Genomic DNA, 20,542 nt, shown 5'->3' on the forward strand with positions numbered 1-20,542 from the left:
GAATATTTATGGTTTATTCATAAGTTTTTCATATTTGTTTTTTACAATGAGACACCATAAAGAGGTGAAAAACGATGAAAACCAAACGATTCGACGCAGCCCTTATTCTTATTTTGCTGGCAGCAGCTTTTTTGAATACGTATCACATTTGGCAGGAGGATACAGCGAACCAGTACTATTTGGCGGCTGTAAAAAGCATGACGCAAAGCTTCCATAATTTCTTTTATGCGTCATTTGACCCTTCTGGATTTGTGACAGTAGATAAGCCTCCTGTCGTGTTATGGATTCAAACGATTTTCGCACTGATTTTCGGTGTTCACACGTGGAGTGTCATCATTCCCCAGGCTCTTGCCGGAGTTGGATCTGTCTTCCTTCTCTACAGAATGATCAAGCCGACTTTTGGAATTGGAGCGGCCCGCATTTCCGCACTTGTTATGGCACTGACCCCTATCGCAGTAGCTGTCAGCCGGACAAACAATATTGACAGCATGCTTGTCTTTACCATATTGCTCGGTTCAGCTTGCCTGCTTCGGGCAGTAAAACAAGGCAAGCTGGTTTGGCTGCTGACGGCATTTGCCCTAATTGGGCTCGCCTTTAATATGAAGATGATGCAAGCGTTTATGGTATTGCCTGCATTTGTGTTATTCTACCTGGTTGCATCCCGGGTTTCCCTCAAGAAAAAAATAGGTTCTCTGCTTCTGTCTCTTGTCCTTCTGACAGGCCTTTCACTCTCATGGGCGATTGCAGTGGATTCAGCCTCTTCCTCAAGCCGGCCTTATGTAGGAAGCAGCCAGACCAACTCAGTGCTAGAACTGGCCTTTGGCTACAACGGCACAGAGCGTCTGCTTGGGCAAACTACGGGCCTGGCAAAGGGTGATATGAATGCTGCTGGCGGAGGGAAGATGCAGAATCAAGACAACATGCAAGCGCCAAATGGCAACGGTTCATCTTTTTCTCAGAACGGAAATCAATCATTCGGAAACCATTCACATGCGCCTCAGCCGCCTAACGGACAAACCGGCGCTCTCAATGGAGGCGGAGGCACACCTCCCACAGGTGGCAACGGACCTGGAAATGGAGGGCCTGGCGGTGGAGGCGGAAAAAGCGTGAATATGTTCGGCACCGGTGATCCTGGACCGCTTCGTCTTTTCCAATCAGCACTCTCCGGCCAAATCAGCTGGATGCTTCCATTCTCATTGATCGGATTACTGGGCGCAATCGTCAGCTGGTACCGTGATCGCCGCGGACATGCTGCTGAAATGAAAGAAACGCTATTCTGGGCGGCTTGGCTTGTTCCCGTGGCTGGTTTCTTCAGCATCGCAGGATTCTTCCACCAGTATTATTTGATTATGCTGGCACCGCCGATTGCCGCCCTTTCTGGTATCGGATGGTATACGATGCACCGCTTATACAAAAATAATAAAGACTGGTCCAGCTATCTTCTGCCGGCAGCCGTTCTGATCACAGCCGCGTTCCAGGTGTATATTCTGAGTGATTATACAAGCCAAATCGGCAGTGTATGGATGTATGTCCTGGGGCTCTTAGGACTGGGCATCACCCTTGCACTTCTGATGCTTAAACGCAGCCGTACGTTCAGTAAGCAGCTGACCATCATCAGCTTGTGCGTTCTGCTTCTCACACCTGTTTACTGGTCAGCAACGCCGCTTCTATACGGAGGCAACAGCGTCCTTCCTGAATCCGGCCCGCAGCTCAAAGGCTCAGCAAACGGCGGGAACATGTTCTCTTCAGAGGTCGACAGCGGGCTCTTGTCCTATCTGAGAAAACACAATACCGGCGAAGAATATTTATTTGCTACTTTGACAACCGTAACAGCTGCGCCATACATCATTAACGAAAATGAATCTGTTATGGCAATGGGCGGATTTAACGGCACGGATCCCATTCTGACTGTGTCGGAACTGAAAAAACTGATCAAAGAAGGCAAAGTGAAATACTTCCTTCTGTCAGAAAACAACTCAGGCAACAGCGAACTTGTTTCCTGGATTAAGAAAAACGGAAAAGAAATAACATCTGACGAGTACAGCGGTTCCTCCAGCAGCACGAACAGCGTGCAGGGAATGCGAGGAGGACCTGGCGGAGAAAGCCAGCAAACTCTTTATCTCGTGGAATAAAAAAAGAGGCTTGGATGAATCCAAGCCTCTTTTCTATTAAGCTTCTTCTTTTACATGTACCTTTAACACAGCCTGCACTTCCGGATGCAGCTTCACAGGCACGTTCGTATATCCTAATGCACGAATGCCGTCCGGCAGTTCAAGCTTCCGCTTATCTACTTTAATGTTATGGTCTTTTTGGAGCTGTTCAGTGATTTGCTTGCTTGTCACTGAACCAAATAAACGGCCGCCCTCACCTGATTTTGCGCTAAGCTCAACAGTCAGTTTTTCTAATGTCTCTTTCAAGCTCTTAGCCTGCTCAAGCTCAGCAATGGCTTCTTTTTTCTCTTTCTGCTTTTGTCCGTTTAGCGCGCTGATGTTTGAAGCGTTCGCTTCAACCGCGAGGCCTTTTTTAATTAGAAAGTTATGCGCATAACCGTCTGCTACGTTTTTGACTTCGCCTTTTTTTCCTTTTCCTTTTACATCTTGTAAGAAAATAACCTTCATCTCTGTACGCCTCCCTCAAAATACTCATCTATGGCGTGCTTCAGCCGTTCCAGCGCTTCAGAAACTGAAATGCCGGACAACTGAGTCGCCGCATTTGTTAAATGCCCTCCGCCTTCCAGGGCCTCCATGATGATCTGAACATTTACCTCGCCAAGCGACCGCGCACTGATACAAACCGTTTGTTCATCCCGTCTCGCCACCGCAAATGAAGCCTCAACCTCACTCATCGACAGCAGCGAATCGGCAGCCTGCGCAATCAGCACTTGATCGAAGTATTCCTCTTCATTTTCAGGAAGAGAAGCAATCGCAATGTTATCTTTATAGAGGACCGTATGCTGGATCAGCTTCGCCCGTTTAATATAGGAATCAACGGTTTCTTTCAGGAACTTCTGCACCAGCACCGTGTCGGCTCCTTTTGCCCTTAAATAAGAAGCCGCATCAAAAGTCCGCGAGCCCGTGCGGAGAGAAAAGCTCTTTGTATCCACTATTATACCAGCTAATAGGGCTGTTGCTTCAATCATATTGATTTTTAAACGCTTCGGCTGATATTCAAGCAGCTCTGTCACCAATTCCGCTGTGGAAGAAGCGTATGGTTCCATATAAACAAGCAGCGGATCTCTGATAAACTCCTCACCTCTTCGGTGATGGTCGATGACCACGATATGTTCAATTTTATTGACCAGCCGTTCCTCCATGACGAGTGACGGCTTATGTGTATCAACGATCACAAGCAGTGTGTCATCATTGGAAATTTCCATTGCTTCTTCAGGCGTAATAAATCTTGACCACAGTTCTTCATATTTTTTGATTTCCCCAATCAAACGCTGCACACTTGATCCGATTTGGTTTGGGTCAATCACGATAAAGCCATCTTTGTTATTTGCCTGAGCCACCTTTAAAATCCCGATCGCTGCGCCGATAGAATCCATGTCGGGGAATTTATGCCCCATGATAATCACATTGCTGCTTTCGGTGACGATTTCCTTTAAGGCGTGAGAAATCACGCGTGCCCGCACCCTTGTTCGTTTCTCCATTGGGTTTGTTTTACCGCCGTAAAACTTCACCTTGCCGTTTGGCAGCTTAATGGCTACCTGGTCTCCGCCGCGTCCCAGTGCTAAGTCCAAGCTGGATTGCGCCAAATCGCCAAGTTCTTTCAGGGAAGAGACTGAAGCCCCGACACCGACGCTTAACGTCAGCGCTACACCGTCAAACGAGGTTTTTTCCCGCACTTCATCAAGAATCGAAAACTTCGAATTTTCGAGTTCAGTTAAGATGTGTTCATTAAGTACAGCGATAAAGCGCTCTGAAGACGTCCTTTTCAAGAAGATCCCGTACTCCTGCGCCCAAGCGTTCAGCAAAGATGTCACCTGGCTGTTCATCGTGCTTCTCGTCTGGTCATCCAATCCTTGTGTCACATCATCATAGTTATCAAGGAAAATATATGCCAGGACGGTTCTTTCGTTTTCATATAGCTTTTCAATCTGAATTTGTTCTGTTACATCAAAGAAATATAAGAGACGCTCATCCCGTTTGATGACAACCCTAAACTTGCGGTCATTCAATGTAACCGTTTCCGATTCCACCTCTTGTTTGATAAGCGGCACTACCGATTCACAAGTATCGTAAAGTGATCTCCCCACTAAAGTGCTTTCATTAAAGCAAGAGGAAAGAAACGGATTTGCCCATTCTATATAATATTGGTCATTAAAAAGCATGATTCCAATCGGCATTTCCATCAATGCCTCTTCACCGACTTTTTTCAACCTGTAGGACAACGTAGAAATATAAGCATCAATCTCTTGTCGAATAAGAGAATCAGCACGCTTAATAAAAAACAAAATAACTGCCAGCAGCAGCACTTCGACGGTTCCTAATATCCAGTTAAAATAAAAGCTGATGAGGATTGTAATAATTGACAGAGCAATCAATGCATAGATGGGATACCGAAACAGCGGTTTTTCATAAAAGCTTGGCATTTCTATCACTCCCCACCATGTGAGTAAAACTCATGTTCACTTCACCTTATTCCTTATATGAAAGCCCATATCTAAAACGCCTAAAATGCGAATGGCTGCCATGAAGACCGGATGCACAAACCCAAGTATGACAGCAATCACAGCCGCAGCCTTTGGATATTGTTTCTTATGGCAATAGAAAAAGATAAATGATAAACCTTGGATGAAAATCAGAAACCCGAGTATAAACTCCCCATTTAAAGCGATAGAGTACAGCATTTGGCCTTTTTCTAAAGGCAAAAATGAAAGCATGACAATAATCAAATACAGTACTACAACACTTTGCGGAAACTTCAACTCTCTAAAAGGCTTTAGATTAGGAATATCGGGGGAGAATCGCCTTAAGAGCGGCTTAGCGATAAGGTAACTGAGGAAAGAAAAAATAACTCCTACCATCACAATAGCTGTTGGAAAAAGATATTGAACGATACCCAATTGTTCTTCCATCAGTTTTAATTGCTTCTCAAACTGTCCAGCATTGCCCGACTGCTTCGCTACAGTTTCTACCATATCAAGAGATTGCCGGTATTGTGTCATCGCCTCATCAATGATATTGATACCCAAAAACTGAATGCTTATCACAAAATAGAAGACAATACTAAGCATATAAATAAGAGCGCCCGAAATAATGGCGTGCCCGGGCTCTTTTCTTTTGAAAAAATGTCCCATGGCAATGCCGGCGCAAGCTGACATAAAAGCTACAATAAGCCCGTTAAAGGACCCGACAATAAAAACAACCGGAAGACTGACAGCGCCCATCCATATCCCTAGCTTCAATCCATGTCTGATCGTATACAAGATCATTGGCAGCGGCAGTGCAAATAACAGAATTGTTCCAATCACAGGAACATAAACGACCAGAAGCGTGATGATCGCAAACAGACTGATTAAAATAGCTCCTTCCATTAAAGCTCTCGTTTGTTTCACTTAGTCACCTCGTATCATCCTGAACATACGAATAGAAAAGAGCAGCATAAACGACTGCTCTTTTTCATCGCTGCAACATACGTTGCACCGAATGTTTTTATATCATCTCTAAATTTTACTTTTATATTTTAACATAAGTCCAAATCGCAAGTAAAATGACGCTAATGTTTCATGTGAAACATGAAAAATGAAAAGACATTCTTTGAAAAGAATGCCCATCACAATTAATGTTTATCATCCATAAAGCCAGAAGATTCCTTGTTTTTCTTTTTCGTTTTTCTGACATACATAAAAATTAAGATCACCAGTAAAAGGGTTGTTGCTTGCAGAACGCCGCTGCTAAACAAGAAAAAGTTCTTTATCATGTCCCACATTGTGTTTCACCTCTTTGTGCATGTTCTCAACCCGTATCCTATATAAGGTGAATTTCCCTTTTTAAAAACTTCAAAACATCATGAACAACATTGAGCGTTGGGCATATGCTGATATGGAATCTGATCGATAAAGGAGAATTTTCACATGGATGAACGCAGAACATTGGCTTGGCATGAAACATTAGAAATGCACGAGCTGGTTGCTTTTCAATCAAACGGACTCATTAAACTGAAGAAAATGATAAGAGAAGTAAAAGACCCTCAGCTCAGACAGCTTTATAACGTGTCTATTCAGGGTGTTGAGCAAAATTTAAGAGAGCTTCTTCCGTTCTTTCCACAGGCTCCGCACAGAGAGGATGAGGAAGAAGAACGCGCAGATAACCCATTTTACAGCGGTGACCTGCTCGGTTTTGCCAAAACATCTGTCCGCAGCTATGCCATCGCAATTACAGAAACAGCAACACCTCAATTAAGAAACGTACTGGTCAAACAGCTGAATGCTGCCATCCAGCTGCACGCCCAAGTTTATCGATACATGTATCAGCATGGATATTATCCGTCTTACAACCTTTCTGAACTGTTGAAAAACGATGTCAGAAACGCCAACAGAGCCATTTCAATGAAATAAAACAAGCAGCAAAGGAGTTTTCCCTTTGCTGCTATTTCTGCTGATCCTTCAGTAAGCCGTTCGAACGATAAGATTCCAGCACGTCTCTGTTGGATTCTCCCCATTCTTTCATTTGCAAAACAATCGGTTCAAGCGTTCGCCCGAATTCCGTCAGAGAGTACTCAACCTTGGGCGGCACCTGTTGATAAACCTCACGATGCACGATGCCGTCCGCTTCCAGCTCCCTCAGCTGAAGAGTAAGCATTCTTTGAGTAATACTCGGGCAGATTCGCCGAAACTCATTAAATCGTTTCTTGCCATCTATCATGTGATAAAAAAGAATTCCTTTCCACTTTCCGCCAATGACATCTAGAGTAAATTCAACTGGACAGCCTTCTTTGTTCGGGTATATATTCTTTTTTCCACTCATTCTTGACCCTCCAATAGTACCTTTTTTGATACTACATTACATTTTGCAACTAAGCTACCCAGTATTTTACACACCTTTTCTCCTTAGCTCAAAGAAAATGCTTCTTATTCACATCAATTTTTAAGGGTTTGCATGATTACACCTGCAGCCAGACGTGTTAAACTATATAAAGATTACACTACTTAAAAAAAGGATAGGAGCTATCATGGAAAAGATACTTATTTTCGGACACCAAAACCCAGACACAGATACGATTTGTTCTGCGATTGCTTATGCTGATTTGAAAAACAAACTCGGCTTCAATGCTGAGCCTGTCCGTCTCGGACAAGTCAACGGCGAAACACAATACGCGCTTGACTATTTCAAACAAGAAAGCCCGCGCCTTGTTGAAACAGCTGCAAACGAAGTAAACGGCGTTATCCTGGTTGACCATAACGAACGCCAGCAAAGCATCAAAGACATTGAAGAGGTTCAGGTTTTAGAGGTTATCGACCATCACCGCATCGCTAACTTTGAAACAGCTGAGCCGCTTTACTATCGTGCTGAGCCTGTAGGCTGTACGGCTACCATCTTAAACAAAATGTACAAAGAGAATAACGTGAAAATCGAGAAAGAAATTGCCGGCCTTATGCTGTCTGCGATCATTTCTGATTCCCTGTTATTTAAATCTCCAACTTGCACAGACCATGACGTAGCGGCAGCAAAAGAGCTTGCGGAGATCGCTGGCGTAGATGCTGAAGAATACGGCTTGAACATGCTGAAAGCAGGCGCTGATCTAAGCAAAAAAACAGTGGAAGAGCTCATTTCTCTTGATGCGAAAGAATTTACACTCGGCAGCAAAAAAGTCGAAATCGCACAAGTAAACACAGTGGACATTGAAGATGTGAAAAAACGCCAAGCTGAATTAGAAGCTGTGATCTCAAAAGTTGTGGCTGAGAAGAATCTTGATCTGTTCCTTCTCGTTATCACTGATATCTTAGAAAATGATTCACTTGCTCTTGCAATCGGTAACGAAGCAGCGAAAGTGGAAAAAGCGTTCAACGTTACTTTAGAAAACAACACAGCCCTCTTAAAAGGCGTTGTTTCCCGTAAAAAACAAGTCGTTCCTGTCTTAACAGACGCAATGGCTGAATAAGCAAAAAGCATCCCGCGTCGGGATGCTTTTTCTTATTCACCCAGCTTCTCAATTTGTCCCATCACATCAGTAATTTGCTTTGCGTTTTGGACCAGGTCTGACTGCTCCAATTCTTTAAGCGATACCTTGCCTTCCTCGGCTTGTTTTAACACCTCTTCAGCGCTTTTCTGCAAGGTTTCGTTATGCTCCTGAATGGTTTGATGAATCTCCGCTGCGGCATCAGGCGGCGTTAATTCATTAAAATCAGCGGCATCCTTCTGAATCGACTCAAGCTGCGCTTCAAGTTTTTCTTTCGCCTCGGTGTCATTTACAGCTTTCTCAGCCAATTCAGGCGCTTCCTCTGCAAATGTCTTCACCTTCTCCACATACCCCGCTGCTTCACTCGTATAGTTCAATCCGTCGTTCACCTGATCAAGCATGCCGCATCCGCCTGCACTCAAAAGTCCCACTCCGGCAAGTACTGTCAAAATGATCTTCATCTTCAGCCCCCTCATCGTTTCTTTTTCATTTTTTCTTTTAAGATCGGAATCAATTTCTCTTTCGCTAACGGCAGCCCTTTCCTCACCAATTCACGCTTCAGCCACTTTTTCAGCTTAGACATTCTGATGCTCCTCTCCCTTTTTGATAAAAATGAAAAAACTCCACCAATTTGGTGAAGTTCCTGAAACAAAAAGACCTTCACCAAATCAGATTTGGCAAAGGTCTCGCTAACAATGAGATTGCCAGCAAAGCCGAGGACACCTTGTCCCGTAATGACGACTTTACTGTGAAAGCTACTCCCCTTTGGAGTGTTCATTTATATTACTTTCATTTTAAAGCACCAATCTGTTCCAGTCAAATTCCTGCCGTTTATATAAAAGCGCGCTGTGGTATTTAAAATTTGAATGGTTTTTCCATCAGGAGATCATGCTATGACAGAGGAGGTTTTCATCATGAGTCAAGAGCGCGTGAAACGGCCTGGGCATACCAGATGGTACATATCTTCGTTACTTAGCGGCATTATTATTCTTAATTATTTTGACCGAGTGGCCATCTCGGTAGCGGCCCCTGCGATACAAGATTCGTTTCACCTTACTGCAACTGAACTCGGCATCGTGTTTTCCATTTACACCTATTCCTATACACTGATGCAGCTGCCTGTCGGAAGTTTGCTGGACCGTTTTGGGGTCGCATGGGTCACGAGGGTTGGAATGACAATATGGAGCTTTTTAACGATCCTTCTTGCTTTTTTGCAAGGAAAATTGCTGTTGTATCTGTTCCGGTTTCTCATTGGGCTGACGAGCGCCTCTGCGTTCCCTGCTGCCTCTAAAGCAACCGCTCTCTGGTTTCCTCCAAGTGAGCGGGGATTGGCAAACTCACTGTTCGATTCGGCCGCCAAATTTTCAAACGTGATCGGCGCGCCATTGGTCGCGTTTCTTGTCACAACATTTGACTGGCGTGTCGCTTTTTTGACGATTGGATGCATCAATGTGCTGTTTACGATTTTTTTCTGGCAGTATTATGAACAGCCTGAACGGCACAAACGCATTTCTAAAAGTGAACTAAACTATATTCAAAAACACAATGCCATTACAACAGAGCAAATCCCTTACAAAACGGGCCCGCTTTTAAAAAAGCTTTTCACCAATCGGAAAGTATGGGGCTTAATGATCGGATTTACAGGGTACGGGTATACATTCAACCTGCTGCTCACCTGGCTTCCGACTTTCTTTAAACATACATACGGTATGGATCTCATGTCGTCCGGTTTATTTACGGCAGTGCCGTGGCTGATCTCAACCATTTCCGGAATTGTGGTCGGCGGCTGGCTCGTCGATTATTTTATTAAGAAAGGCTATCCTAACACCAAGGTGTACCGAACCGTAATCATAGTCGGAATGAGCTTTGGCTTTTTCTTTTTAGGCTCCATTCTGACGAACAATATTACCGTAGCCATTATTTGCATTTCCATCGGACTCGCCGGAATTTCAGCAACCGCTCCGGTCGGCTGGTCCATCTCCGCAGAACTCGCGCCGATCGGTTCCGTATCCATGCTGAGCTCCATGGTGAATCTCGCAAACAACCTGTTCGGAGGCATTATTGCTGCGTCACTGACAGGGTATTTGTTTGATGTGACAGGCTCCTTTACCCTCAGCTTTCTGGTAGCTGGTTTTGTGCTGTTGCTGGGATTGGTTTTTTATGTGTTTGTATTAGGGGATGTAAAACGAATTAAACTGGAATGAAGAGTGCTTGCTGAAAAGCACTCTTTTCTTTGAATCCGCCTGGTGTTATTTTCTTTCTCCCAACATTCACTAGGCTGTTCTCGGACGAAAACACCACCATTTTATCCTTGACTCCAACCAAAGGTAAGGCCTCATAGTGAAAGAAGAAAGGAGGAGTCAGATGGTGAAATTAACAGTAAAAGAACTATCCAATATTGCGAATGTCACAATCAAAACGCTTTATCATTACCACAAAATCGGCTTGCTAACCCCAAAGGAAATAAGCGAAGCCGGATATCGGTACTATGGTGCTGACGAACTAAAAAGACTGCAGGAAATCCTTTTTTACAAAGAATTAGATATTCCTTTGTCAGAAATCAAAACATTATTAAATGAGGATGCTGAAAGAACAAGTACATTAGAAAAACAAAAAAAGCTGTTTGAAAAGAAAATTGAAAAGTATCAGCGTCTCATTCAAACAGTCAACACATCTTTAGAATACACGAGAAAAGGTGAAAACATGGATCATAAGGTAATGTTTAAAGGATTTGAAAGCGCTGAAGAATGGAAACAATCTTTAGCAGAACAAAATGGGTATTTAAAAGAGCGTTACGATTTTGAATTGGATACACATACAATCAATGTCGATGAAATGAACAAAATGGCAATAGAGGCTAAACATTTTCTTGATAGGATGGCTGATTTTTTAAGAAATGGTGTAACGTATCATGACCCTTCCGTGCAAGAGCATGTCATGAATCATCTTAAGTTCCTAAATCAGAACGGGCATCCGACAAGTAAAGAAGACTACGTAAAACAAACACGTTTTTTTATGCAAGATGATTTCCATAGAGGAATGTTAGAAGAGCAGCAAACTGGTTTATCTTATTATTTGGTTGTCGTTGCAGAACACCTGTAGTGTTTTGTCACCCTTTATAGGGTGACAGCCATCAGGATTACGAGACAGCACCGCCAACAATCGAAACATTCTGCCGGTCAACGGCAAAACGCCGTCCGTTCCATTTCAATACGGTTTGAACATATCCCAATGAGTCGGCGTTATACCTTCCCGCTATCCGCTGGTACGCCAATAATTCGTATACGCCGTCTCTGTCAAAATCAACCGGATACAAGCCCGATAAAGGATTCACCCATCCTTCTATCGGCATTTTTAACACACCTTGGCTGTTATAAATCTCATTCAAATATTCCCTGCCCTTGTAAGTAAGGTCGAGGATATACGTTTCGTTTTGCTGATGACTGATGACGCTCGCTTTATATTGATTTTGATACCTCACACTGTACTTTAATTCATCATTCAATACATCTGAATTGAAAATTCGCCGGAACTGCCTGTTTAGATAGGCAAACACATATGCATAAATAGCACCGCCACTTCCCCCTGTATCCATTACCACTGCCACATCCTCAATCTTGTCGCCTGTCATATCCCCCAGAAAAAGTGACGGATTGTATCCCATATTGTTTTGAAGCTGAATCTGCTGCTCCTGATGGGTTCTGCCATCACGGATCACCAATGTGATATCTCTCCATAACGGGCTGCCGGGCATTTGATTTCCAGTTAGAAAGACCTCGTCAATAACGCCGTCTCCCGTTACATCGCCGTGAGTAGATGCAATGATTGCACGTGAGGAGACAGGCTGCCGAAATACGTATGGATGTTGAACAAGTCCTTTGCCTTCATAAAACCAATAAGGAGTATAAGGAGCCATTCTGATGTCATACACATTCAATTGTGTCACCTTCCCTAATCAGCTGAATGAATCATTATATGCAGGAATGGCACATCAAAGACATATCTTACACACCAATTAAATCCGTACCATATGAATTATCAATTACACAAAGCCACTCGTCTTGCGCATTCTTCTTAAATACATAGGTCGCCCTTCTTTCCATCGCATACTCGGAGTCCTTTTTATCCGAATCAAGCAGTGTCTGAGAAAGAACGAGTACCGTGTCACCTGCTTCCAACAGGATCATTTTCCCTTGTGTCGGGACAATATGATGATTGAAATAGTTCGCAATCGTGATAAATGCTTTTTTGATTTCTTCCTTGCCTCGTGCGATCATGCCCGGCTTCACAACTAAAACGGCATCTTCCGAATAATAAATCATCAGTGTATCAAAATCTTCATTTTGGATTGCCAAATCACACGCAGAGATGATGTCTTTCAATTGCTGTTCCAAATGAATTCCCCCAATCATCATGATTGGATATATTATACATCGCTAGACCACTGAAACCGTGAAAACAAAATGAAAAGTATCCTTTTTTCCTATATAATCAAATAGATATATTTAACAAAGTACCCAAGTGAAGGGGTGAATATTATTGTCTGCGGAAGTAACGTTACATGACAATATACATCATGATTTAAGTGCGGATTGCCAGCACTGTTTTGGCCTGTGCTGTGTCGCCTTGCCTTATGCGAAGTCGGCAGATTTTGCTTTTGATAAAGACGGGGGCACGCCTTGCCGCAACTTACAATCAAACTATCAATGTTCTATACATAAAGATCTCAGAGAAAAAGGATTTCGAGGCTGCTCTGCATATGAATGCTTTGGCGCCGGCCAAAAAGTATCCCAAATCACTTATGAGGGAAAGGATTGGCGAAACAGCCCCGAAACGGCCAACCAGATGTTTGATGTTTTTCCTATCATGCAGCAGCTGCACGAAATGCTCTGGTATTTACATGAAGCTCTTTCTATAGATATAGCCAAGCCGATTCATGCTGAACTGAGAACCAGTTTCGAAAAAATAGAAAGGCTCACCAGACTCAGCAAAGAACGCTTGCTGACACTGCAGGTGGACGAGCATCGAGCTGAGGTCAATGAATGGCTGTTAAAAACAAGTGAACTGGTGCGAGCCCAAGCCCGCCATCCAAAACTCCCGAAAAAGGTCAGCCGGGGAAGTGTCCTGATCGGCGCGAAACTGAAAGGGCTTGATCTGCGAGGAGCAAATCTAAGAGGGGCGCTGCTCATAGCCGCCGATCTGAGAAATGCCGATTTGAGAATGACAGACTTTATCGGTGCAGATATGAGAGACGCCGATCTCAGCGGCGCCGACCTGACCGGGAGCATCTTTCTGACACAGGCACAGGTGAACGCCGCCAACGGCGATTCGAACACAAAGCTGCCGCTGTCTTTACGAATCCCTGCCCATTGGAAATAAAAAAGGACCCGCTAACGGTCCTTTTTTACTGATCAATTCAATCCTTTTTCGTTCCTTTTATCCGGCACTTTCGCACTTCTTGCCAAGTATCCCGACAGCCATAACGCAACCAGCAGCATGAAGGTGATCATACCGACAACGCCCAGCCAGTGAAAACCAGACCAGAATAGCCCTCCGATTGTTCCGAAAACACTTGAACCGGCGTAATAAAAGAACAAATACAGCGATGAAGCCTGTGCTTTGTTGTGAAGGGCTCTCCTGCCCACCCAGCTGCTGGCAACTGAATGCCCTCCGAAAAAACCGAATGTAAAGAGGGCAATCCCCAGAATTTTCACTGCCAGCATATTGTTTATCGTAAATAACGCACCTGCAATGACGATGAAAATATTCATCACCAATATTTTCGGATAGCCATACCGATCAACCATTCTTCCAATGAAAGACGAGCTGAAAATGCCTACAATCATCACAATAAAGATCCAGCTGGAAAATGCTTTATTAAGCGAATACGGCGGGCCCAACAGCACATACACAATGTAATTAAACAAGGCAACATTGCTTCCAAGCAGCAAAAAACCAATGAGAAACAAGCTGAATAGTTTACGGTCCCTCAAGTGGCCGATCAGAGACATTCCCAATTTCCCGAGCTTCAATTTTCTTGGCGTAAAATGCCTGGATTGCGGCAAATTTATAAAAAATATAACACTAGCAATCAAACTAATGACACCAATTGATCCCATCGCCATATGCCAATTCAAGTACTCGCTCAGGAGCCCGGAAACGATCCTTCCGAAAACGGCGCCGATTGCATTTCCGCTGATATACAGCCCCATCGCCGACCCAAGACTTCCGGGTTCAATTTCTTCCCCGAGATAAGCCATCGCAATCGACGGAAGGCCTGCGAGCGAAACGCCTTGAATGGTTCTCAATACGAGCAGCGTATGAAAGTTCGGACTAAAGGCCGATGCCAGACAGAGAACCGATGCGGCCAGCATGGAAATACCCATAATCGGCTTGCGCCCCCACACCTCGGATAATGAACCAAAGACAAGCATGCTCACAGCTAACAGCATTGTGGTAACAGATAAAGAAAGACTCGCCGCAGTAGGCGTTACATGAAATTCCCGCGTGAATTCCTCCATGAGCGGCTGTACGCAATATAGAATCGCAAATGTATTGAAACCCGCAGCGAAGAAAGCAAACGTAATTTTTCGAAAAACCGGTGTGCCTTTTTGAATGTATGTCATCGGGACTTTATCGGTCCCTCATCATGTTGTGGAGTACTGCCATTCATAAACAATCATCCTTTATTTCTTCCGAATTCAAACATCCTCGAGTCTGTTTATATTACTATCTTAGCACCGTTGATATATGTTGTATAATGCATATAAAATATCCTTTTCATGCTTATATGTAATAAGGAGGGATGATAATTGGAATGGGAACAACTTGAATATTTTCAAACACTGGCCCGGATGCAGCACGTCACGAAAGCCGCAAAAAGCCTCTCCATCACACAGCCTGCGCTTTCACGCTCTATCGCCAGGCTGGAAAATCATTTGGGCGTGCCGCTATTTGACAGGCAAGGACGATCCATTAGCTTAAATCAATACGGACACATTTTTTTGCGGCGGGTTCAGGCGATGATGAAGGAGTACACCGAAGGAAAAGAAGAAATCCAAGCCTTATTAAAGCCAGACCAAGGCGTAGTCTCTCTCGGTTTTTTACATACATTAGGCACCACGCTCGTGCCCGATCTCATCGGCTCCTTTCAGCAGGAATACTCCAACATTTCCTTCCAGCTGAAGCAAAACCACTCTTATTGGCTGCTTGAACGATTAAAATCCGGGGATCTGGACCTCTGTCTCCTCACTTCGATTAAGCCTGAAAATCCGATCCAATGGATCAAGCTGTGGAGTGAAGAACTCTTTGTATTTGTGCCAAATGATCACCCATTAGCCAGTCGCGAAAGCATTACCCTGAATGAGATTGCCGGGGAGCGTTTTATTTTATTGAAAAAGGGCTATGCGCTTCGGATGACGGTCGATGAGCTGTTTGAGAAGGCTGATATACAGCCGAACATTATGTTTGAAGGAGAAGAAGCAGCTACTGCCGCAGGTTTTGTGGCAGCCGGACTGGGCATATCTATTCTCCCAGACCTGAAAGGCTTAGACCAAAGCAAAATCACCAAAATCCGCGTCAGCTGGCCGGAATGTCAGCGTGTCATAGGAATTGCCTGGATAAAAGGCAGGTTTTTATCACCGGTTGCTGAGACCTTTAAACAATATGTGATCAGCCATTTTTCTGAGTAGGGAGGATTCAAGCATGAATGTCAAAAAAATCACGTCAGAACAGGATTTACATACAGCTTTTGAAATCAGAAAGGCAGTATTTGTAGAGGAACAAGGCTGTCCCATTTCGGATGAATTCGATGAGTTTGATACACTCCACGGTGATTGCCAGCACATCCTGGCTTATCATCAGAATGTACCTGTTGGCACTGCACGTGTCCGTATCGTTGGCCACACGGGGAAACTGGAACGAATCTGCATTCTGAAGTCTTACCGCAAATTCGGTTTGGGAAAAGTGATCGTCGGTGCATTAGAACGTATTGTAAAAGAACAAGGCATTTCTGCCTTCAAACTGCACGGCCAGACACAGGCGGCAGGCTTTTATGAAAAGCTCGGCTATCAGACTGCATCAGAAGAATTTATGCTGGACGGCATTCCGCATGTGCTGATGACAAAACAAGACGATTCTGCGCTATAGATTGTTCATAAATTTGTCACTTATGAGCATGAACAGTTCATTGGTATACTAATCACCGATTATGAAGAGAAGGAATGATTGTATGCCAGCAAATAAAAAAGAGAGTCTTATATTTGGCGTGATGATGTGTTTTGGAATGGTCTGCGTCATGTCGATTTACAATGCCATCATCAACGAAGCCATTCAGGATTTTTCACTGATGACCGTTTTTGAAATGGTCATCGGTTTTATGGTCGCCCTCCTGTTAGATTTACTGTTAGTGGGCCCCCTCGCCAAGAAGATTGCATTCCGCATGCCGTTCGACAAGACTAAAAAAATTTATGTCATCCTTGCCATGTCAACTTGTATGGTGATTGGCATGGTACTTTGTATGTCTGTGTTCGGTTTAGTGACAGCGGTTCTAGCAAATGGGCTGAACGGGGACAGCCTCTTCAGTGCTTATCTTATGATTGTGTTGAAAAATTTCATCCTGGCCTATCCGTTGCAATTACTGATTATGGGCCCATTAGTCAGAGGAGTTTTCATGAAATTTGTAAAACCAAAGCTCACAGCCGCAATTTAAATAGAATAGGAGTGAGCCTGACACTCACTCCTTTTGCTCATGAATCGAATGTAAAACAAGCTCCGCAAAAGCCTCTGCGGCAGGCAGCTGCCATTTTTTCTTTTTGGGTGTGAGTAAATCGGATCGAGGGCTTCACCATGCTGGAGATTTTTCAGCTTATGTTTTTCACTTCCATTAATCCCTATACCTTACCACATAGTTTTTATACAATTCTTCGTTATAAAGTATTTCTTCGCCATGTGAAGAGCAAATGAGCGTTGGTTTGATTTGATCTATGATTGAGCCGCTATCGATGTTCTCATTTATATCAACACTGAATCTTCTTATAGGTGGGTGTAAATCCCCCTTACTTGTGATAAAAAGGTCGCCCGTTAATAACGTACGATCGATTTTATGATAATACACGACATGCCCAGGAGAATGGCCAGGTGTTAAATAGTATTTCAGAGGCAGGTGAGCAAGCGTTTGCTCCGTCAGCGGCTGGACAATATGGGCTACCCCTGTGTTCTCCACTTCATTTTTGTTCGGATAAGGCGCTTCTCCATTGATATATATAAGTTCTTTCTGGTGCGCAAAAATCGGAATATCAAATCTCTCTAACCATTTTGATGCACCCCCGATATGATCACTGTGGCCATGGGTAAGCAAAATGGCTTTTGGATTGCCGATCGCTAACGCTGCCCTAATTTGAGCATCAGCAAAACGTTCTATTCCCGTATCAACAATATAAACATCATCACCATCTTTGATAAACCAAGTATGAACCGGAATACGAAGAGGCACATCAAGCTCAAATTCACATTGATAGACATGTTCTGATAGTTGTCTCAAGTTCACGCAAACCATCTCCTTTGGAAATTTTTTGATAGTTTTAAAGAAAACAGAAGTGAACGGACCATTTTCCAGGCAGATTATCTTGAAAATGGTCCCACACTCCAGCAGACTGGTATTCTTGAGAAGGAGACGCCGATTTTCGTCAGCATCAGCTCAACTTGTAAACGTTGTCCATTAATAATCCCTTTTGTTCCCCTTCTTCACATATTCCCAATCACGTTCTATATTCTTCCTCACTCTATGAAGGAGTGCAGAAATTGTTTCCTTTTCCTCTGAAGTAAAACCGGACAAGGCCACTTCCGTGGAATGTTCTCCTTCTCTTCTTAACAATGGATATACCTTTTTCCCTTTCTCAGTCGGGAACAGTTTTTTTATTTTTTTATTTTGCTCATCTGGCAGTTTTTGAATAAATCCCTGCATTTCCAGCTTCTTAATGGCCCGCGCGGCCGTTGTCCGGTCCACCTTTATCATTTCCGCCAATTTTTCTTGAATAATTCCCGGATTTTCGTATATACGTACGAGATAGAGATACTGCCCTCTTGTTAAGTCCAAATCTTTAAATTCGATGTTGCTTATGGAATCCAACGCTCTTGCTATCATGCCGATCTCACGCAAAATATCATTCATTCCTAAAACCCCTCACGTATTTTTGTTGCAATTACAACAAAAATGTTTTAACCTTACTATTATAAGACCACATGCGTGCTGTACAGTCCAGACTAATATCAGAAAAGGATTGATTCATAATGAATATAAAAAGAATAACAACTGAAGCTGATTTACATGAAGCTTTGAATATTAGAAAGACGGTTTTCATTGAGGAGCAACATGTATCGGAATCCGAAGAGTTCGATGAATTTGATACGCTCCAGGAACAATGCCAGCATGTCTTGGTATATCATGAGAATCAGCCTGTCGGCACGGGCCGTGTGCGCATCGTTGACCATACAGCAAAGCTGGAAAGAATCTGCATCCTAAAACCTTACCGTAAGTATGGATTGGGAAAAGTCATCGTAAGCGGGTTAGAAGAAATCATAAAAGAAAAAGGACTGACTGCATGTAAGCTGCATGGTCAAACACAAGCAGCAGGCTTTTATCAAAAACTGGGCTACCAGATTTCTTCACAGGAATTTATGGAAGACGGCATCCCTCACGTCCTGATGACAAAAGACATATCGCGGATTTAACATGAAATATATTTTTTACGGATTAGGCATACTCATATTAAGTTTGGGCATTTCCTTAACCATACAATCAGGACTGGGCACATCACCCTTCGATGCCCTTTTGGTGGGTCTGTCAAAAGAAGTCGGACTTACCGTAGGAAGCTGGGAGGTCCTTATTTCTGTGATCCTCTTAATCTGCAACGCTATATTAACGAGAAAAAAACCTATTTTGCTGGGCTTGATTACAGCATTCATTACTGGAATAGGCATTGATCTTTGGTTGTTTGTTGTAAAAAACACCCTCTATCTAAACGCGTTGTTAAGCAAACTGATTTGTTTCGGAATTGGTTTGGTGCTCATCGGTCTTGGAACAGCCATCTATCTTCAGACGAAATTCGCATCAACACCCATCGATCATTTAACACTTATTATCCGAGATCTCTCCAAAAGAACAATCTTGTTTTCAAGAACATTGGTATACGCTCTTTTCTTAGTATTTGCCATTATCTTTAAAGGCCCTATCGGCATCGGAACCCTTTTAACCGTCTGTTTAGGAGGAATGCTCCTTCACGTTTTTATGCCTTTAGTTAAAAGACGCTTCTTATCCTGCAAAATGTAAATTGATTGTTAAATACCAATGTTTAAAAAAAGAAGAGGTTAAAAGACCTCTTCTTTTCTTGCTGTTTTACATATGAAATCACTCAACAACTTCACCCAAATACAAAAAAACAACTGACTTTTAAAAATAGCTAAGCTTTTTTCGTTCAACTATTTTTTAGGTTTTTCATTCTTTCTTTGATCTCTATCTTCATTATCAATGCCACCTGAAATAGCATCTATAAAATTATCAATGGCCTTACCGATTTTTCTTATTATTCCATTACTATTACTCATATTTTCACTAGTGTTTTTCTGATTTGAATGAGAGTATTTAATAAAACTTCCAAATAAAGCACCTACAAATCCAATCCAGTTTGGAATTCCTTCTAACCCTCTTGGCTCAAAGTATAACCAATTGGTTCCGAATACCACAAGACTAATGAGTATAAGTGTCGTTCCAATTATATTTTTAATCATTCTTAGTATCTACCTCCCGAAATACAGATATATCAATTACGTCTTGAGTATTCAAATGTTTCATTATTTTTTGTGCCAGTTTACATATTGTTTTTTGTGGTAAGCTAACAAAATAACTTTACTTTATACATAAAGAAGGTGATCCCACGCCAAATAAAAGTAAACCCAATAGATTAATCGCTGAGAAGTCTCCATATTTACTCCAACACGCCCACAACCCTGTGGACTGGTTCCCGTGGGGAGAAGAAGCATTTGAAAAAGCAAAACGCGAAAACAAGCCGGTTCTGGTCAGCATCGGTTATTCGACTTGCCATTGGTGGCAATACATATTTTATTTTTAAAAAGTTACCACTCCCGACTAAAAAAGTAACGTGGATATCGAGTAATTCATAATTTCATTGTTAAAAAGATTAATTCCCCTTATATGGACAAATGTCGTGTTACATTTTTTCCTTCTCCACATATCTTTAAGTAAGTAGTCAACTTATTCAGGAGGAGATATTAAGTGGAAGAAATGGGCATGGAGCCATCTCAACTTTGCAGGGAATTTGCAAGGATTCTCAATTCAACACCTAGTGTCGTAAATGGTGTATGTACGGCTACAAGATTTCGAAACAACATTCATCCAGTA

25 protein-coding genes and 2 pseudogenes are annotated in these 20,542 nt (G+C 42.9%); 13 read left to right on the forward strand and 14 right to left on the reverse strand.

The window, feature by feature from the left end; translation table 11 throughout:
• The first annotated feature begins 74 nt into the window (after positions 1-74).
• A complete protein-coding gene (locus CW370_RS13415; RefSeq protein WP_101169725.1) occupies positions 75-2,132 on the forward strand; it encodes a glycosyltransferase family 39 protein in 2,058 nt (685 codons plus the stop codon).
• Positions 2,133-2,168: 36 nt separating this feature from the next.
• Here the strand turns inward: CW370_RS13415 and rplI are convergent, their stop codons facing one another.
• The 4 genes from rplI to CW370_RS13435 form a co-directional block, all read right to left on the reverse strand.
• Positions 2,169-2,618: a 50S ribosomal protein L9 gene (gene rplI, locus CW370_RS13420; protein ID WP_003226915.1), complete on the reverse strand. Its 450-nt coding sequence runs from the start codon at positions 2,616-2,618 to the stop codon at positions 2,169-2,171.
• A complete protein-coding gene (gdpP, locus tag CW370_RS13425; RefSeq protein ID WP_003242517.1) occupies positions 2,615-4,594 on the reverse strand; it encodes a cyclic-di-AMP phosphodiesterase GdpP in 1,980 nt (659 codons plus the stop codon). The genes rplI and gdpP overlap by 4 nt, the downstream gene beginning before the upstream one ends.
• 36 nt (positions 4,595-4,630) lie before the next feature.
• Complete coding sequence (locus CW370_RS13430) at positions 4,631-5,560, reverse strand: YybS family protein (protein ID WP_003226911.1); 930 nt, start codon at positions 5,558-5,560, stop codon at positions 4,631-4,633.
• Positions 5,561-5,784: 224 nt separating this feature from the next.
• Entirely contained in the window at positions 5,785-5,934 is a 150-nt protein-coding gene (locus CW370_RS13435; protein ID WP_003226909.1) for a hypothetical protein, read from the reverse strand.
• A gap of 145 nt (positions 5,935-6,079) precedes the next feature.
• Between CW370_RS13435 and cotF the strand changes: the two genes are divergently transcribed.
• A complete protein-coding gene (gene cotF, locus CW370_RS13440; RefSeq protein WP_003243364.1) occupies positions 6,080-6,562 on the forward strand; it encodes a spore coat protein CotF in 483 nt (160 codons plus the stop codon).
• A gap of 31 nt (positions 6,563-6,593) precedes the next feature.
• Here the strand turns inward: cotF and hypR are convergent, their stop codons facing one another.
• Positions 6,594-6,971 carry a transcriptional regulator HypR gene (gene hypR / locus CW370_RS13445; protein WP_014478546.1) on the reverse strand — a complete coding sequence of 126 codons (378 nt, stop codon included), beginning with the start codon at positions 6,969-6,971 and terminating at the stop codon, positions 6,594-6,596.
• A 205-nt stretch (positions 6,972-7,176) separates the two neighbouring features.
• Here hypR and CW370_RS13450 point away from each other — a divergent pair, with 205 nt between their 5' ends.
• Positions 7,177-8,106, forward strand: coding sequence for a manganese-dependent inorganic pyrophosphatase (locus CW370_RS13450; protein ID WP_024571458.1), 930 nt, complete (start codon positions 7,177-7,179; stop codon positions 8,104-8,106).
• A 32-nt stretch (positions 8,107-8,138) separates the two neighbouring features.
• Here CW370_RS13450 and CW370_RS13455 read toward each other — a convergent pair whose 3' ends face one another.
• Both CW370_RS13455 and CW370_RS21770 read right to left on the reverse strand, forming a co-directional pair.
• Positions 8,139-8,585 carry a DUF6376 family protein gene (locus tag CW370_RS13455; protein WP_029878352.1) on the reverse strand — a complete coding sequence of 149 codons (447 nt, stop codon included), beginning with the start codon at positions 8,583-8,585 and terminating at the stop codon, positions 8,139-8,141.
• An 11-nt stretch (positions 8,586-8,596) separates the two neighbouring features.
• Positions 8,597-8,902, reverse strand: coding sequence for a hypothetical protein (locus CW370_RS21770; RefSeq protein ID WP_014481486.1), 306 nt, complete (start codon positions 8,900-8,902; stop codon positions 8,597-8,599).
• A 115-nt stretch (positions 8,903-9,017) separates the two neighbouring features.
• Between CW370_RS21770 and CW370_RS13465 the strand changes: the two genes are divergently transcribed.
• Together CW370_RS13465 and CW370_RS13470 are read left to right on the forward strand one after the other, a co-directional pair.
• Complete coding sequence (locus CW370_RS13465) at positions 9,018-10,328, forward strand: MFS transporter (RefSeq protein WP_024571460.1); 1,311 nt, start codon at positions 9,018-9,020, stop codon at positions 10,326-10,328.
• Between the two features lie 160 nt (positions 10,329-10,488).
• The gene (locus CW370_RS13470; protein ID WP_024571461.1) at positions 10,489-11,226 is read left to right on the forward strand and encodes a MerR family transcriptional regulator; all 738 of its coding nucleotides are present in this window, start codon (positions 10,489-10,491) and stop codon (positions 11,224-11,226) included.
• Between the two features lie 37 nt (positions 11,227-11,263).
• Here the strand turns inward: CW370_RS13470 and CW370_RS13475 are convergent, their stop codons facing one another.
• Both CW370_RS13475 and CW370_RS13480 read right to left on the reverse strand, forming a co-directional pair.
• Positions 11,264-12,061, reverse strand: a complete 798-nt coding sequence (locus tag CW370_RS13475) for a hypothetical protein (protein WP_024571462.1) — start codon at positions 12,059-12,061, stop codon at positions 11,264-11,266.
• Between the two features lie 67 nt (positions 12,062-12,128).
• The gene (locus CW370_RS13480; RefSeq protein WP_024571463.1) at positions 12,129-12,518 is read right to left on the reverse strand and encodes a YybH family protein; all 390 of its coding nucleotides are present in this window, start codon (positions 12,516-12,518) and stop codon (positions 12,129-12,131) included.
• A gap of 145 nt (positions 12,519-12,663) precedes the next feature.
• On the opposite strand from CW370_RS13480, the gene CW370_RS13485 reads away from it, so the two are divergent.
• A complete protein-coding gene (locus CW370_RS13485; RefSeq protein WP_003226887.1) occupies positions 12,664-13,503 on the forward strand; it encodes a pentapeptide repeat-containing protein in 840 nt (279 codons plus the stop codon).
• 32 nt (positions 13,504-13,535) lie between these two features.
• Here the strand turns inward: CW370_RS13485 and CW370_RS13490 are convergent, their stop codons facing one another.
• A complete protein-coding gene (locus tag CW370_RS13490; protein ID WP_024571464.1) occupies positions 13,536-14,750 on the reverse strand; it encodes an MFS transporter in 1,215 nt (404 codons plus the stop codon).
• Between the two features lie 186 nt (positions 14,751-14,936).
• Here CW370_RS13490 and CW370_RS13495 point away from each other — a divergent pair, with 186 nt between their 5' ends.
• The 3 genes from CW370_RS13495 to CW370_RS13505 all read left to right on the forward strand — a co-directional run bounded on the left by CW370_RS13495 (position 14,937) and on the right by CW370_RS13505 (position 16,834).
• A complete protein-coding gene (locus CW370_RS13495) occupies positions 14,937-15,815 on the forward strand; it encodes a LysR family transcriptional regulator (RefSeq protein ID WP_024571465.1) in 879 nt (292 codons plus the stop codon).
• 13 nt (positions 15,816-15,828) lie between these two features.
• Positions 15,829-16,272: a GNAT family N-acetyltransferase gene (locus CW370_RS13500; RefSeq protein ID WP_029946036.1), complete on the forward strand. Its 444-nt coding sequence runs from the start codon at positions 15,829-15,831 to the stop codon at positions 16,270-16,272.
• Positions 16,273-16,354: 82 nt separating this feature from the next.
• Positions 16,355-16,834 (forward strand): DUF2798 domain-containing protein, encoded by a 480-nt coding sequence (locus CW370_RS13505; protein ID WP_101169726.1) that lies wholly within the window; start codon positions 16,355-16,357, stop codon positions 16,832-16,834.
• Between the two features lie 24 nt (positions 16,835-16,858).
• On the opposite strand, the pseudogene CW370_RS21580 reads toward CW370_RS13505, so the two are convergent.
• The 3 genes and pseudogenes from CW370_RS21580 to CW370_RS13520 form a co-directional block, all read right to left on the reverse strand.
• Positions 16,859-17,001 (reverse strand): annotated as a pseudogene (locus CW370_RS21580) (LysR family transcriptional regulator); the annotation flags it as partial.
• A 7-nt stretch (positions 17,002-17,008) separates the two neighbouring features.
• Positions 17,009-17,671 carry an MBL fold metallo-hydrolase gene (locus tag CW370_RS13515; RefSeq protein ID WP_101169727.1) on the reverse strand — a complete coding sequence of 221 codons (663 nt, stop codon included), beginning with the start codon at positions 17,669-17,671 and terminating at the stop codon, positions 17,009-17,011.
• Positions 17,672-17,842: 171 nt separating this feature from the next.
• Positions 17,843-18,295 (reverse strand): MarR family transcriptional regulator, encoded by a 453-nt coding sequence (locus CW370_RS13520; RefSeq protein ID WP_003226875.1) that lies wholly within the window; start codon positions 18,293-18,295, stop codon positions 17,843-17,845.
• 119 nt (positions 18,296-18,414) lie between these two features.
• On the opposite strand from CW370_RS13520, the gene CW370_RS13525 reads away from it, so the two are divergent.
• Together CW370_RS13525 and CW370_RS13530 are read left to right on the forward strand one after the other, a co-directional pair.
• On the forward strand, positions 18,415-18,855 hold the full coding sequence (locus CW370_RS13525; RefSeq protein ID WP_024573074.1) for a GNAT family N-acetyltransferase: 441 nt from the start codon (positions 18,415-18,417) through the stop codon (positions 18,853-18,855).
• A 1-nt stretch (position 18,856) separates the two neighbouring features.
• Complete coding sequence (locus CW370_RS13530) at positions 18,857-19,453, forward strand: YczE/YyaS/YitT family protein (protein ID WP_101169728.1); 597 nt, start codon at positions 18,857-18,859, stop codon at positions 19,451-19,453.
• 149 nt (positions 19,454-19,602) lie between these two features.
• Here the strand turns inward: CW370_RS13530 and CW370_RS13535 are convergent, their stop codons facing one another.
• Positions 19,603-19,911, reverse strand: a complete 309-nt coding sequence (locus CW370_RS13535) for a hypothetical protein (protein ID WP_101169729.1) — start codon at positions 19,909-19,911, stop codon at positions 19,603-19,605.
• 125 nt (positions 19,912-20,036) lie between these two features.
• Between CW370_RS13535 and CW370_RS13540 the strand changes: the two genes are divergently transcribed.
• A complete protein-coding gene (locus CW370_RS13540; RefSeq protein WP_101169730.1) occupies positions 20,037-20,252 on the forward strand; it encodes a DUF255 domain-containing protein in 216 nt (71 codons plus the stop codon).
• Between the two features lie 164 nt (positions 20,253-20,416).
• A pseudogene (locus tag CW370_RS21825) lies at positions 20,417-20,542 on the forward strand (DUF1259 domain-containing protein); the annotation flags it as partial.

Origin of the sequence: Bacillus sp. SN32 (genome assembly GCF_002837495.1) — a bacterium.
Classification (GTDB): domain Bacteria; phylum Bacillota; class Bacilli; order Bacillales; family Bacillaceae; genus Bacillus; species Bacillus subtilis.

What these genes read in the sequence shown, in the direction of transcription:
- CW370_RS13465 (WP_024571460.1), top strand. Translation starts at nt 9,018, where the DNA reads ATGACAGAGGAGGTTTTCATCATGAGTCAAGAGCGCGTGAAACGGCCT.
- CW370_RS13505 (WP_101169726.1), top strand. Translation starts at nt 16,355, where the DNA reads ATGCCAGCAAATAAAAAAGAGAGTCTTATATTTGGCGTGATGATGTGT.
- CW370_RS13530 (WP_101169728.1), top strand. Translation starts at nt 18,857, where the DNA reads ATGAAATATATTTTTTACGGATTAGGCATACTCATATTAAGTTTGGGC.
- cotF (WP_003243364.1), top strand. Translation starts at nt 6,080, where the DNA reads ATGGATGAACGCAGAACATTGGCTTGGCATGAAACATTAGAAATGCAC.
- CW370_RS13415 (WP_101169725.1), top strand. Translation starts at nt 75, where the DNA reads ATGAAAACCAAACGATTCGACGCAGCCCTTATTCTTATTTTGCTGGCA.
- rplI (WP_003226915.1), bottom strand. Translation starts at nt 2,618, where the DNA reads ATGAAGGTTATTTTCTTACAAGATGTAAAAGGAAAAGGAAAAAAAGGC.
- CW370_RS21770 (WP_014481486.1), bottom strand. Translation starts at nt 8,902, where the DNA reads ATGAACACTCCAAAGGGGAGTAGCTTTCACAGTAAAGTCGTCATTACG.
- CW370_RS13470 (WP_024571461.1), top strand. Translation starts at nt 10,489, where the DNA reads ATGGTGAAATTAACAGTAAAAGAACTATCCAATATTGCGAATGTCACA.
- CW370_RS13525 (WP_024573074.1), top strand. Translation starts at nt 18,415, where the DNA reads ATGAATATAAAAAGAATAACAACTGAAGCTGATTTACATGAAGCTTTG.
- CW370_RS13520 (WP_003226875.1), bottom strand. Translation starts at nt 18,295, where the DNA reads ATGAATGATATTTTGCGTGAGATCGGCATGATAGCAAGAGCGTTGGAT.
- CW370_RS13435 (WP_003226909.1), bottom strand. Translation starts at nt 5,934, where the DNA reads ATGTGGGACATGATAAAGAACTTTTTCTTGTTTAGCAGCGGCGTTCTG.
- CW370_RS13490 (WP_024571464.1), bottom strand. Translation starts at nt 14,750, where the DNA reads ATGACATACATTCAAAAAGGCACACCGGTTTTTCGAAAAATTACGTTT.
- CW370_RS13450 (WP_024571458.1), top strand. Translation starts at nt 7,177, where the DNA reads ATGGAAAAGATACTTATTTTCGGACACCAAAACCCAGACACAGATACG.
- hypR (WP_014478546.1), bottom strand. Translation starts at nt 6,971, where the DNA reads ATGAGTGGAAAAAAGAATATATACCCGAACAAAGAAGGCTGTCCAGTT.
- CW370_RS13455 (WP_029878352.1), bottom strand. Translation starts at nt 8,585, where the DNA reads ATGAAGATCATTTTGACAGTACTTGCCGGAGTGGGACTTTTGAGTGCA.
- CW370_RS13500 (WP_029946036.1), top strand. Translation starts at nt 15,829, where the DNA reads ATGAATGTCAAAAAAATCACGTCAGAACAGGATTTACATACAGCTTTT.
- CW370_RS13535 (WP_101169729.1), bottom strand. Translation starts at nt 19,911, where the DNA reads ATGATTAAAAATATAATTGGAACGACACTTATACTCATTAGTCTTGTG.
- gdpP (WP_003242517.1), bottom strand. Translation starts at nt 4,594, where the DNA reads ATGCCAAGCTTTTATGAAAAACCGCTGTTTCGGTATCCCATCTATGCA.